The organism is Caballeronia sp. Lep1P3, assembly GCF_022879595.1.
Lineage (GTDB): Bacteria > Pseudomonadota > Gammaproteobacteria > Burkholderiales > Burkholderiaceae > Caballeronia.
Genome location: NZ_CP084265.1, coordinates 2,925,579 through 2,938,126 on the forward strand (window position 1 = coordinate 2,925,579; position 12,548 = coordinate 2,938,126).

Here is a 12,548-nt window from a genome sequence, read left to right on the forward strand (position 1 = left end):
AGAATCCCCAAAGTCGGTCGATATGTTTAGTGAGTGTGCGAGTGCTGCACTCGCGATTCGCGATTGAGCGCGGCCACGTCGACGATCAGCGCGACGCTGCCGTCGCCGAGAATCGTCGCCGCCGAGATGCCGTGCACCTTGCGGTAATTCGTTTCGAGGTTCTTCACGACCACTTGCTGCTGGCCGACGAGTTCGTCGATCAGCATGGCCATGCGCCGGCCTTCCGTTTGCAGGATCGTGACGATGCCCTGCGTCGGCTCGGTGCGCGCGCCTTCGACGTCGAACACCGAATGCAGCGCGATGAGCGGCAGATATTCGCCGCGCACGCGCACCACGCGTTCGCCGTTCGCCACCGTGTAGATGTCCTCGGCGACGGGCTGCAGCGACTCCATCACGAAGTTGAGCGGCAGAATGAAGATTTCGTTGCCGACCTTCACCGACATGCCGTCGAGAATCGCGAGCGTGAGCGGCAGCACGATCTTCGTCGTCGTGCCCGCGCCCTGGCGCGACATGATCTCGACGTGACCGCCCATCGACTGGATGTTGCGCTTGACCACATCCATGCCGACGCCGCGCCCGGAAATGTCCGTCACCTGTTCGGCGGTCGAGAAGCCCGGCATGAAGATGAGCTGCCACACTTCTTCGTCGCTCATCGATTCGCTGACCTGCATGCCCTGCTTCTGCGCCTTCGCGAGAATCTTGTCGCGGCGAAGTCCGGCGCCGTCGTCGCTCACTTCGATGACGATGTTGCCGCCGTGATGCGCCGCCGACAGCACGAGTTGCCCGGTCGCAGGCTTGCCCGCCGCGCGGCGCGCTTCCACGGTCTCGATGCCGTGATCGAGCGAGTTCCGCACGAGGTGCGTGAGCGGATCGATGATGCGCTCGATCAGGCTCTTGTCGAGTTCGGTCGCCTGACCGAACGTGACGAGTTCCACGTCCTTGCCCAGCTTGCCGGCGATATCGCGCACGAGTCGCGGGAAGCGGCTGAATACGTAATCCATCGGCATCATGCGGATGGACATGACGGCCTCTTGCAGGTCGCGCGCGTTGCGCTCGAGCTGCGCCATGCCGTTGAAAAGGCGGTCGTGCAGCGCGGGATCGAATGCGCTCGTCGTTTCCGCGAGCATCGCCTGCGTGATGACGAGTTCGCCGACCAGGTTGATGAGCTGATCGACCTTCTCCACGCCGACGCGAATCGAGCTGCCTTCCGCCGATGCCGCTGCTGCCGGCCGCGCCTTCTTTTCGGCGTCGCCTGCGGCGGTTTTCTGCTGTGTTTCGGGCGACGGGATGGCGGCGGCCGGTTGCGCCGCCGCCTTCGCCGCTTCTTCTTGTTTTTGGTCAGCCGCGGATGCGGGCGCGTCCTGCGCCTGCGATACGTCCGGCTGCGCCTGTAGCGCGTGCTGCACCGCCTCTGCCGGTGCGCTTCGCTGCGCGTCGCCACGGCCGATCGCGATCTGCGATTCATCGATCACGAAGCAGCACACGGCCACGATGTCGTCGGCGGAGACGTCCGAATCGAGCCAAAGCACGAGTTCGGCATCAGTCTTTTTTTCTCCGACGATACTGCCCAGGTTCCCCAGCTCCTCGGTCAAGGTCGCCAGGTCCTTCTCGCCCACCCCCCGTAGCGTAATTTTCAGGTGGGGTCCTGCTTCTTCATTCGTTGCGTTTGCGTTTGCGTTCGCGTTCGCGTTCGCGTTTGCGGCGCAGTCCGCGAGTTCGAACGCGCCGTCCCAGTTGCCGTCGTCCTCGATCGCTTCGGCGGCCTGCGCGATGACGTGCGCCGGCGGCGCATTCGGGCCTTCGTAGGCCGGCGCGGCTTCCGCTTGGACCACCGCGAGCGTATGCGCCTCTTCGACAGCCGGCGCTGCGTGCGGCTCGGCGTCTTCGCTCTTCAGGCGCTCGAGCTTCGCGCAGATCGCGGCGGCAGCGGCCGCATCCGGCTCCGCGCTCGCGCGATACGCGGCGAGCTGGTCCGAGAGCACGTCCTTGGTCGCGAGGAACGTGTCGATCATGTCGCGGCGAAGCACCAGTTCGTTGTTGCGCGCGCGATCCAGCAGCGATTCGAGAATGTGCGTCGTCTCGGTGAGCGCGGTGAAGCCGAACGTCGCCGCGCCGCCCTTGATCGAATGCGCCGCGCGGAAGATGGCCGCGAGGTCCTCGGGATCGGGATTGGCGATATCGAGAACGAGCAGCAGCTGCTCCATCTGCGCGAGCAGTTCATCGGCTTCGTCGAAGAAGGTTTGATAGAACTGGGTAATGTCGAGTGTCATGCTTGAGTCACCATCGGCGCGTTCGTGCGCGGGTTGTCTTTGCGTTCGTTCGGTTCAGTGCGCCTGCGTCTGCGCGAGCGTCGCGACCACTTCGGTCAGCAGGTCCGGGTCGAGCGGCTTTTCGATCCAGCCCGTCGCGCCCGCCGCGCGCGCCGCGTCCTTGAACGGCTCGCCGTCTTCGGTCGTCAGCACGAGGATCGGCGTCGCCTTGTACGCGTGGTTCGCCCGCAATTCGACGATCAGGTCGAGCCCGCTTTTCACCGGCATGTGGTGATCGGTGAGCACCAGATCGAAGCGCTCGGCGAGCGCGCATTCGAGCCCTTCGTTGCCGTCGGCGGCGAGCGTCACTTCGTAGCCCGCGGTCGTCAGCGTGGCGCTGAGGATTTGCCGCATGGCGGCGGAATCGTCGATTGCCAGAATGTTCTTGATCATGTGTCGCCTTTCGAGTCTGCTGCGTCGCGAGCTTCTGTCCGGATGACGGCGCAAACGTGTGGAGTCTTGAGCGTTTTTTTGTGCGGTTCGGGGCGTAAGGCAGCGTTATTGCGTCAACGCCGCCGGCATGAACTGGCCGATGGCCGTCTCCCCGCCGTTGTCGAGCGTCGCGGCGGCGCCGCCGTCGTCGCGCATCATCGACGCTTCCGCGCGGTGATTCAGGACGATGACGCTGATGCGCCGGTTCTCCGGATCGAGCGGGTCTTGCTTGTCGAGGTTCTGCGTGGACGCGAGGCCGAGCACGCGCAGCACCTTGGCTTCGTCCATGCCGCCCGCGATCAATTCGCGCCGCGACGCGTTCGCGCGGTCCGCCGACAGTTCCCAGTTGCTGTAGCCCTTCTCGCCGCCCGCGTACTTCACGGCGTCGGTGTGGCCCTGCACGACGATATGGTTCGGCACGTCGTTGAGCGTGCGGCCTATTTCGCGCAGGATGTCGCGCATATACGGCTGCACGGCGTCGCTCGAGAGCGCGAACATCGGGCGCTTCTGCGTATCGACGATCTCGATGCGCAAGCCCTGCTGCGTCGATTCGATGCGAATCTGCTGCTTGAACTGATGCAGCGTCGGGTTCGCTTCGATCGCGGCCATCAGCTTCACCTGAAGATCGTGCAGCCGCGCCTGTTCGCGCCGCTCGAGTTCACCTTGCGCCTCTTTGAGGAACTGCTCGTCGGGTTTCGACGACGAGCGGTCCGCAAGCTGCGTGCGGCCGTCGGACCTGCGCGCATCGCCCGGTTCGTTGCTGGAAATGTCGCGCCCGCCGCCGGTGATGATGCTGTTGTCCATGCCGACGGTCTTGCCGCCGACCATCGCGGCCTTGAGCGGCATCTGAAAGTACTCCGCGATGCCGCGCCGCTGCACCGGCGACGTGGACGACAGCAGCCACATCAGCAGGAAGAACGCCATCATCGCGGTCATGAAGTCCGCATACGCGAGCTTCCACGCGCCGCCGTGATGCCCCTTCGCGCCCTTGCCGACGACGCGCTTGATGAAAATGGGCCGGTCCTTGTCGACGCTCATGGTGTCACTTCGCCTTCACGCGGCGGACGTGCTCTTCCAGTTCGGAGAACGACGGGCGCTCGGTCGAGAAAAGCACTTTGCGGCCGAACTCCACGGCGATCGCGGGCGCGTAACCGTTCAGGCTCGCGAGGATCGTCACCTTGATGCACTGGAACATCTTCGTCTGCTCGGCGGCGCGTTGCTCCGCGATGTTCGAGAGCGGCGCGATGAACCCATACGAAAGCAGGATGCCGAGGAACGTGCCGACGAGCGCCTGCGCGATCATCTCACCGAGAATCGCGGGCGGCTGGTCGGCGGAGGCCATCGTATGCACGACGCCCATCACCGCGGCGACGATGCCGAACGCGGGCATCGCGTCGCCCACTTTCGAGAGCGCCTGCGCGGGCGCTTCGCCTTCGACGTGATGCGTCTCGATCTCCTCGTCCATCAGGCTTTCGATCTCGAACGCGTTCATGTTGCCGCCGACCATGAGGCGCAAATAATCGGTCATGAACTCGACGATGTGATGGTCCGCGAGCAGCTTCGGGTACTGGCTGAAGATCGGGCTTTTGTGCGGATCGTCGATGTCCGCTTCGAGCGTGAGCGTGCCTTCCTTGCGCGCTTTGGCGAGCAGCACGTAGAGCAGGCCCATCAGCTCCATGTACACGTCCTTGTTGTACTTGGAGCCCTTGAAGAGCGTGGGAATGACGAAGAGCGTCGCCTTGATGGTCTTCATGCCGTTGCCGAGGATGAACGCGCCGATGCCCGCGCCGGCGATCATCAGAATTTCGACCGGCTGCACGAGCGCGCCGAGATGACCGCCTTCGAGCGCATAACCGCCGAAAACGGACAACAGCGTGACGAGCGTTCCAACGAAAATCAGCACAGTCCAGTCCTCAGGTTCGGGTGCGGGATGACCGGCGTCAGATGCGCGGTTATGTCTCGCGGATAGGTCGCGGTTATGTCTCGCGGTTATGTCTCGCGGTTATGTCTGTTTACGGCACGGGGAGGAAAAACTTTGGCGGAGGGGCGGACGGCCGGCGCTCAGGCGGCGACCGGAGCCGCCACGGAGGCCGCGTTCGATGCGGGCTGCCGGGCGCGCGCCTTGCCGGTCTTGCCCGCGCGCGATGGCGGCTGGCACAGGCCGCAGACATAGCCGGGCCGCAGATCGTAGGCATGCGCGACAAAGTGTCCGCCGCAGCGCGTGCAGGCGTTGGTTTGCAGCATGCCGGAGTCGAAGTAGCGCACGAGCGTCCATGCGCGCGTGAGCGAGAGCACCGGTTCCTCGCCGTGAAGCGACATGTGTTCCAGATACAGGCGATAGCTCTTCACGATCGACTGGATGCCGGTCAGGGAGCCGCCGCCGTGCGCAACGATGAACCGGAAGATCGCGTGAAAGAGCGACGAATGAATGTTCGGCTGCCACGTCAGGAACCAGTCGGTCGAGTACGGCAGCATGCCCTTGGGCGGCGACGCGCCCTTCAACTCCTTGTAGAGCCGGATGAGCCGGTCGCGCGACAGATTCGTCTCGGCTTCGAGCAATTGCAGGCGCGCGCCCAGCTCGATGAGTTCGATCGCGAGCGTGGTCTCGCGGACTTCAGCGATCACGCTTCGGGTCGCCATCGCCGGAAGTCCGCGCTTAGCCGATCTGGGCGACGGGCGCGTCGGCGAGCAGGATCGCGGCGTGCGCCTGCGCGAACGCCGGGCTTTTGTCCTTGTCGGCGAGCGACGCCAGAATCGTGTGGTCGTCGAAACGAAAGCGGCACAGCAGATGGCTCGACGACGCCACCTTCACCGCCTGCGCGAGCGTCAGCGCCGAAAGCACATCCGCGACCTCGCCGGAGAGCCCGAGGCGGTACATCGCCGACATGCGGTCGTCCTGGAGCAGCCGCTGCGCGAGGAGCAGGTACGCCAGGTTCACCTCGCGGATTTCCGCGAGGGCGCTCGTATTCGTGGCCGTCATCTTTCCCCCGAAGTCGTTTCGTGGCTGGTCAGGCCTGGCGGGAAACGTTTGCTCGGATGCGCCGTGGTCGCGGCATATCCGGCCCCGCTTATCGTGTCTGCCTGATTGTCACGTAGCGCGGCGGCGGTCGGTATCGGAAGAACATGCCGATTCGCGGACCGAATTCCGGCAGACAACGTGTAGGAAAAATTCGTACAACGGCGGTCGGTTAGTTACCGAATCCGCACGCGAGGAGACTGCTTATCGGCAGGAAAAGCGCGGACTTTATCCCTGTCGTCCGGGCACGCGCCGTGCTCTGAGGTGCTTCGCCGCTCGCATAGCGCGTCAAACTCGCCTCCATCGCCCGTGTCCGTGCAATTTCTGACTTCGTAACAGCCGGTGTTTCGCGCTGTAACAACGTTAAGCGATTGAAAAATGACGTGAAATGCCGCTCTCGATCCCGATAATGATCGTAAGGGATAACCCGGTCGAGAGCCGGAACCGATCTCGGGCGGCGCCAGTGACATACCGCAGCCCGCCCGACGGCATCGCAAAACGCTCCACCTGAGTGTCAGCGCGGTGTCCATCCGAACAGCTTTGCAGCGACCGGACCTTGGCGTTCACGCCCGACTCCGGCCGACACAGGAGAGTCACGTTATGCGAATCGCACAAATTGCACCGTTGCACGAAGCAGTCCCCCCGAAGTTTTACGGCGGCACTGAGCGCGTGGTGTCCTATCTGACGGATGCGCTCGTCGACCTCGGCCACGATGTAACCTTGTTCGCAAGCGGCGATTCGCAAACCCGGGCGACGCTCGAAGCCGCGTGGCCGCGCGCCTTGCGGCTCGATCCGACGATCCGCGATCCGCTCGCGCCGCACATGCTGCTGCTGGAAACGGTCCGCCGCCGCGCGCACGAATTCGACGTGCTGCACTTTCACCTCGACTACATGCCGTTCCCGCTTTTCACGCAGCTCGACACGCCGTTCGTCACGACCCTGCACGGCCGCCTCGATCTGCCGGAACTGCAGCCGATGTTCAACACGTTCACGAAGGCGAACGTCATCTCGATTTCGGACAACCAGCGCGGGCCGCTGCCGCAGGCGAACTGGCTGAACACGGTCTATCACGGCCTGCCCGAGAATCTGCTGACGCCGCAGCCGGAGAAGAAGCCCGAATATCTGGCGTTTCTCGGCCGCATCTGCCCGGAAAAGCGCGCCGATCTGGCTATCAAGATCGCGGCGCAAAGCGGGCTGCCGCTGAAGATCGCGGCGAAGGTGGACAAGGTGGATCAGGACTATTTCAAGTCGACCATCGAGCCGCTCCTGTCGCAGGCGCATGTCGAATTCATCGGCGAAATCAACGAAGCGCAGAAGCCGGAGTTTCTTTCGGGTGCGAAGGCGCTGCTCTTCCCGATCGACTGGAACGAGCCGTTCGGCCTCGTGATGATCGAATCGATGGCGTGCGGCACGCCGGTGATCGCGTTCAACCGCGGCTCGGTGCCCGAAGTGATCGACCACGGCGTGACCGGCTTCATCTGCGAAGACGTGCAGGGCGCAGTCGGCGCGCTGCAACGCATCGACGAGTTGTCGCGCACGGAGATTCGCGCGCAGTTCGAGCGGCGCTTCAGCGCGCAGACGATGGCGCAGAACTACGTCGACACCTACGCGGCGATGCTTCAGGCCGCGAAGCGCCCGGTGCTTCGTCAGGTCGCCCTCGGCTAAACGACCCCCGTTTCACGCGCTGTAGTCGGCAGTCACGCAACGCCGCCCTTTCGGGCGGCGTTTTTGTTTCGTCCACCGAACAAGGAGAAGTCCGAAGATTGCGTCGCCGTGCGAGAAAAACGCAGAGATCCACTATTTTTGACAGTTTGCCGAAAGAGCCGCGCTTAAACTGCGCTCCGCAAGACCGCTCGGTTTCTTGCGTCAAATCAAGCATCTCTCACATTGTCGAAGGCAGGATCATGCAATTGTCGAAGCGTCTCGGCGCTGAAATTTTCGGTACTTTCTGGCTCGTGCTGGGCGGTTGCGGAAGCGCCGTACTGGCCGCTGCCTTTCCCCAACTCGGCATCGGGTTCGCGGGCGTCTCGCTGGCGTTCGGCCTGACCGTACTCACCATGGCGTTCGCCATCGGTCACATCTCGGGCTGCCATCTGAATCCGGCGGTGAGCATCGGTCTCGCGGCGGCGGGCCGTTTCCCGGTGCGCGAAGTTCTGTGCGTCAAGTTGTGCAGAAACCGGATGCCGGTGGTTTCGGTTGATCGTATGCGGTCCTTAAGGGACGCCCTAGCAATGGACGAGTGATTCTCTGATGCTACCTGTCCACGTGGACAGCTGGGATGAGAGTACATGACAGAAGATCGAGACTTGCGTAGCCGTCTGGTAGTCGGCGCGAAACGGGATGGTCGCCGGGAATACGATCCGCAAGCCCGCGAGGAACTGGTCCAGTTGTGCATGACGTCCGGCGTTTCGATAGCCCGGACGGCGATGCAATACGGCTTGAACCCGAATCTGTTGCGCGAGTGGATCACGCGCTATCAGAAGACACATGCGGCGCGGAATTCGGCGGATAAGGAACTGAGACCAGCAGACAGGGCATCGCTTGATGTCACGCCGCCTGCCTTGCGGACTGACGCGACCGACGTGCCATCACCATTTGTACCGGTCGTTCAGGGGGCTGTGACGGTTGAACGAGCGGTGTCCGCGCGCACACCATCGATCACGGTTGCCTTGCACATACGTTTGCCTAACGGTGTTGAGTTCGACATCGCAGAGGCGACCATCGACGAGCTGACCACCGTGGTCCAGATGCTCGGGAGGATGCCGTGTTCCGGTTCGACGATAATCTGAAGGTCTACCTGCACCGCGATCCTGTCGACTTCCGCTACGGCATGAACAGTCTGTCGATTCTCGTCGAGCAGTCGATGCGCCTAAATCCGATGGACACGTCGCTTTACATCTTCGGAAACCGACGTCGTGACCGGATAAAGATACTTGGCTGGGACGGCAGTGGTTTCTGGCTTTTTATAAAACGATTGGAGAGCAGCCACTTCATCTGGCCAGACAACAAGGCTGAGATCGTGACGATGACGAGCAACGTGTTGCACGCGTTGCTCGATGGCGATGACATCACCGCGATACGACGGCATCCGAAGCAGGAATATCGCCGCGTGAGCTGAACAGTGAGGCCGTGCGCCGGTCTAACCGGCCATGCCGATCAATGTCACGATCACCGCCGAGGAATTGAAGGCGTTGCTCGCCGAGCGCGATGCTGCTCGTGCATTGCGAGAAGAACAGGAGGCCTTACGCGGCGCCTTGCGGCTTATGACCGCAGAGCGCGATCTTGCTGAGGAGCGACTCCGAGCCTACCGTCGCGAACTGTTCGGCGCCAAGAGCGAGGCACGAGATTCTGATCAACTTGGCTTGTTCAACGAAGCCGAGGTGCTCGGCGCGAACAGCGCGCCTGCTCAAGAAGACACGCCGGAGACGACGGTTGGCGCGCACAAGCGCAAGAAGCGCGGTCACCGCAAGCCGCTTGATCCCAATCTACCGCGCGAGGTCGTGCGGCACGAACTGCCCGAAGCCGAACGCTTTTGCACGAACGATGGACAAGCGCTCGTCGAGATCGGCGCGGAGATCAGCGAGCAGCTCGATGTGATCCCCGAGCAGCTTCGAGTGATCCAACACCAGCGCGTTAAATATGCGTGTCCGTGCTGCGATCTCGGCATCAAGGTCACTCCAGCGCCGCCGCGCATCATCGCGCGCGGACTGTTGAGCGAAGCGGCGCTCGCATGGATCGCCACCGGCAAATATCAGTTCGGCGTGCCGCTCTATCGCCAGGCCGGTTTGCTGTGTCGCTTCGGCGGAGACATCTCGTCGAACACGATCGCCGCCAGCATGGTTCGCGTTGGCCTCGCGACCCAGCCCGTGATCAACCTCATGCGCGATGCGTTGCTTGATGCCGAACTGATCTACTGTGACGAGACGACGTTCCAGGTACTGAAAGAGAAAGGGCGCAAGCCGCAAACGAAGAGCTACCTCTGGGCGCAGATGACCAATTCAGGCATCCCCATCCGCTGCTTCAGCTATACGCCCGGACGCGGTGCCAAGCTGGCCGACAAGCTGTTCACGGGGATCCGCAAGGGCGCCGTTCTGATGACTGATGGCTACGAGCCCTACAACGACATCGCTCAACGCTACGACCTCGTGCACCTCGGGTGTTGGGCACACCTAAGACGGTACTTCATCAAAGCGGAGGAGAACGTGCCGAAAGCCGCGCGTTCGCCCGATCTGCTCGCGACACGCTTCATCACGCTGATCGGCAAGCTGTTCACTGCGGAGGCCCGCTCTAAGAAATGGGCAGCTGAGCGACGACAGCGACTGCGACGTCGATACAGCACGCGCATACTCGACGCCATCTACGCTTTAGCCCTCGCGGAGTCGCCCGGCGTCGTACCAAAAAGTTTGCTCGGAAAGGCACTGACCTATCTGCGCGAGCAGTGGCCGAAGCTGATCCGCTACGTCGAGAACGGCACTTGGGCCATCTCGAACAACCCTTGCGAGAATGCGATTCGCCCCTTCGTCGTCGGGCGCCGCTCATGGCTTTTTAGCGACACCGTAGCGGGGGCGAACGCAAGTGCAAACCTCTACAGCCTGATCGAAACCTGCAAAGCCGGGGGCATCGATCCCTATCGCTACCTTCACTGGTTGTTCCAACGTCTTCCTCTGGCGAGGACCGTTGACGACTACGACGCGCTGCTTCCTTGGAAGATGCCCGCAGATCTCCGCTGACCCGCATTGCTGACGCACATCACGCGCTCTCCACCTTACTCCGAGGGGCGTCGTTCGTGGATCGCGTACGGTTGATCCTTCTTTGCGGCGTGCGGTGCGAAGGGCGTAGCCCGCAGCGCCGAACGCCCGCTATGCAGCAGCGCGCAAGAACTCCTTCTTCTGCTCGGCCAGCAGGGCCATGTTCAGATAGCGGCTACCCTCCAGCCACGTTTCATGCGTTTCACTGCAAAGCGCCCTGACTAAGCGCAGACACGCGGCCTCGTTGGGGAAGATCCTCACGATGCGCGTGCGCCGCTTGATCTCTTCATTCAATCGCTCGAGCATGTTGGTCGACTTCAAATGCTTGTGATGCGCGCGCGGCAGCCGGTAGAACGTCAGCGTCTCAGCAATGTTGCCTTCAACCCAATCCACGAGCTTCGGATATTTGCCCTGCCATTTGATAATCCACGCCGCGAGATCTCGCTGCGCCTCCTGCAGATCGCGTCGGTCGTACATCCAGCGCAACTCCTGCAAGCAGTCGTCGTCGGCCTTGCGTGGCAGATAGTCCAGTGCATTACGCAGAAAGTGCACGTAGCAGCGCTGCCAGGCGGCCTCAGGAAGCACCTCGCCGATGGCCTTCTTCAGGCCCGCATGATCGTCCGAGGCGACGAACTCCACGCCTGAGAGCCCGCGCTTTTTCAGCCCCAGCAAGAACTCCTTCCAGCTCGAATGGCTCTCGCGGTTCGCCAGCTCCACGGCCAGCACTTGCCGATGACCTTCCCAGTTGATGCCAATGGCAATCAGCACCGCCTGCGAGCGAATCACGCCTGATTGGCGCACCTTCTCATAGCGCGCATCGACGATCAGATACGGATACGCTTCCTCGAGCGGCCGGTGCGCGAATTTCGCCAGCGTCGCGTCGAGCCCTTTGTTGATGGCGGAGATCGCTGAGGCCGAGAAGCTGTGACCGCATAGCTCTTCGGTAATCGCCTTGACCTTGCGGGTCGAGACGCCCTGCACGTACATCTCCGCGAGCGCGGCCACCAATGCTTTCTCGCTGCGTGCATAGCGCTCGAACAAGGCGGTGGAGAATTCGCCATGCCGATCACGCGGCACGCGCAGCTCCAGCTTGCCGATGCGCGTCACCAGCCCGCGGCCGTAGTAACCGGCTCGATAGCCACTGCGTGTTTCGGTCCGCTCGTTGGGTAATGCCCCAGCAGCTCGGTCATCTCCGCTTCGAGCACTTCCTGAAGCGCATCCTTCATGAGCGCCTTCATCAGGTCGCGGTCGCCGGCAACCAGCGCTTCCACTGGCTGCCGGATCGTACTACGCTTGGTCGTGGCCATGGTGCAAGCCCTCCCGAGGGCAGGTTGAGGAACTCGACATTCATCAACTTACACCACGGCCACCCCTTTCTTTGGCATCTTCCTGCCTCCGAACTTTCTGCACACTTCTCGGCACATTACCGTGCGCGACCTCGCGCCGTACATCGTCGCGCAAGTGATCGGCGCGACGCTCGGCGCCTTTGCGCTCAAGCTGATCGCCACCGGCTTGCCGGGCTTCGATCTCGTCGCGAGCGGCTTCGCGGCCAACGGCTTCGGCGAGCATTCGCCCGTGCATTACTCGATGTTCGCGGCGCTCGTCTGCGAGTTCCTGATGACGTTCTTCTTCCTGTTCGTCATTCTCGGCGCCACCGACGAACGCGCGCCCAAAGGCTTCGCGCCGATCGCCATCGGCCTGTGCCTGACGCTCATTCACCTGATCTCGATTCCGGTGACGAACACGTCCGTGAACCCGGCGCGCTCGACCGGCCCGGCGTTCTTCGTCGGCGGCTGGGCGCTCGACCAGTTGTGGCTCTTCTGGATTGCGCCGATTGCGGGCGCCATCGTCGCCGGCGTGGTGTATCCGCTGCTGAGCGCCGAGCGCGAAACGCGCAAGCTGAGCGCGGTCGCCCGATAACGGCGGCATGCGGCAAACGAAACGGGCGCTTCGGCGCCCGTTTTGCATTAAAACGGCGCGACAGATGTAATGCGTGATTACGCAAACGGGCTCGTGAATTCAGTGCGCTCGTTCGAATTGGAC

At 62.7% G+C, this 12,548-nt stretch carries 11 protein-coding genes and 3 pseudogenes; 6 read left to right on the top strand and 8 right to left on the bottom strand.

Features of this window, described 5'->3' with window-relative positions:
- Nucleotides 1–26: 26 nt before the first annotated feature.
- From cheA to LDZ27_RS13760, 7 genes are all read right to left on the bottom strand, one after another.
- A complete protein-coding gene (cheA, locus tag LDZ27_RS13730; RefSeq protein ID WP_244814611.1) occupies nucleotides 27–2,270 on the bottom strand; it encodes a chemotaxis protein CheA in 2,244 nt (747 codons plus the stop codon).
- 54 nt (nucleotides 2,271–2,324) lie between these two features.
- The gene (locus tag LDZ27_RS13735; protein ID WP_244814612.1) at nucleotides 2,325–2,702 is read right to left on the bottom strand and encodes a response regulator; all 378 of its coding nucleotides are present in this window, start codon (nucleotides 2,700–2,702) and stop codon (nucleotides 2,325–2,327) included.
- Nucleotides 2,703–2,807: 105 nt separating this feature from the next.
- A complete protein-coding gene (motB, locus tag LDZ27_RS13740; protein ID WP_244814613.1) occupies nucleotides 2,808–3,779 on the bottom strand; it encodes a flagellar motor protein MotB in 972 nt (323 codons plus the stop codon).
- Between the two features lie 4 nt (nucleotides 3,780–3,783).
- Nucleotides 3,784–4,644, bottom strand: coding sequence for a flagellar motor stator protein MotA (gene motA / locus LDZ27_RS13745; protein ID WP_244814614.1), 861 nt, complete (start codon nucleotides 4,642–4,644; stop codon nucleotides 3,784–3,786).
- Between the two features lie 158 nt (nucleotides 4,645–4,802).
- Nucleotides 4,803–5,381, bottom strand: a complete 579-nt coding sequence (gene flhC / locus LDZ27_RS13750; protein ID WP_244814615.1) for a flagellar transcriptional regulator FlhC — start codon at nucleotides 5,379–5,381, stop codon at nucleotides 4,803–4,805.
- Between the two features lie 16 nt (nucleotides 5,382–5,397).
- Nucleotides 5,398–5,721, bottom strand: coding sequence for a flagellar transcriptional regulator FlhD (gene flhD / locus LDZ27_RS13755; protein WP_244814616.1), 324 nt, complete (start codon nucleotides 5,719–5,721; stop codon nucleotides 5,398–5,400).
- A 399-nt stretch (nucleotides 5,722–6,120) separates the two neighbouring features.
- The gene (locus LDZ27_RS13760; RefSeq protein ID WP_244814617.1) at nucleotides 6,121–6,324 is read right to left on the bottom strand and encodes a hypothetical protein; all 204 of its coding nucleotides are present in this window, start codon (nucleotides 6,322–6,324) and stop codon (nucleotides 6,121–6,123) included.
- A 33-nt stretch (nucleotides 6,325–6,357) separates the two neighbouring features.
- On the opposite strand from LDZ27_RS13760, the gene LDZ27_RS13765 reads away from it, so the two are divergent.
- The 5 genes and pseudogenes from LDZ27_RS13765 to LDZ27_RS13785 all read left to right on the top strand — a co-directional run bounded on the left by LDZ27_RS13765 (nucleotide 6,358) and on the right by LDZ27_RS13785 (nucleotide 10,487).
- Complete coding sequence (locus tag LDZ27_RS13765) at nucleotides 6,358–7,422, top strand: glycosyltransferase family 4 protein (RefSeq protein ID WP_244814618.1); 1,065 nt, start codon at nucleotides 6,358–6,360, stop codon at nucleotides 7,420–7,422.
- Between the two features lie 239 nt (nucleotides 7,423–7,661).
- A pseudogene (locus tag LDZ27_RS13770) lies at nucleotides 7,662–7,913 on the top strand (aquaporin); the annotation flags it as partial.
- A gap of 132 nt (nucleotides 7,914–8,045) precedes the next feature.
- Nucleotides 8,046–8,546, top strand: coding sequence for a transposase (locus tag LDZ27_RS13775; RefSeq protein WP_244814114.1), 501 nt, complete (start codon nucleotides 8,046–8,048; stop codon nucleotides 8,544–8,546).
- Entirely contained in the window at nucleotides 8,522–8,875 is a 354-nt protein-coding gene (tnpB, locus tag LDZ27_RS13780) for an IS66 family insertion sequence element accessory protein TnpB (protein ID WP_244814113.1), read from the top strand. Before LDZ27_RS13775 ends, tnpB begins: the two co-directional genes overlap by 25 nt.
- A 31-nt stretch (nucleotides 8,876–8,906) precedes the next feature.
- A complete protein-coding gene (locus tag LDZ27_RS13785; protein ID WP_244814112.1) occupies nucleotides 8,907–10,487 on the top strand; it encodes an IS66 family transposase in 1,581 nt (526 codons plus the stop codon).
- Nucleotides 10,488–10,616: 129 nt separating this feature from the next.
- Here LDZ27_RS13785 and LDZ27_RS13790 read toward each other — a convergent pair.
- Nucleotides 10,617–11,812, bottom strand: a pseudogene (locus LDZ27_RS13790) (IS256 family transposase).
- 124 nt (nucleotides 11,813–11,936) lie between these two features.
- Here LDZ27_RS13790 and LDZ27_RS13795 point away from each other — a divergent pair.
- Nucleotides 11,937–12,425 (top strand): annotated as a pseudogene (locus tag LDZ27_RS13795) (aquaporin); the annotation flags it as partial.
- Nucleotides 12,426–12,548: the final 123 nt, after the last annotated feature.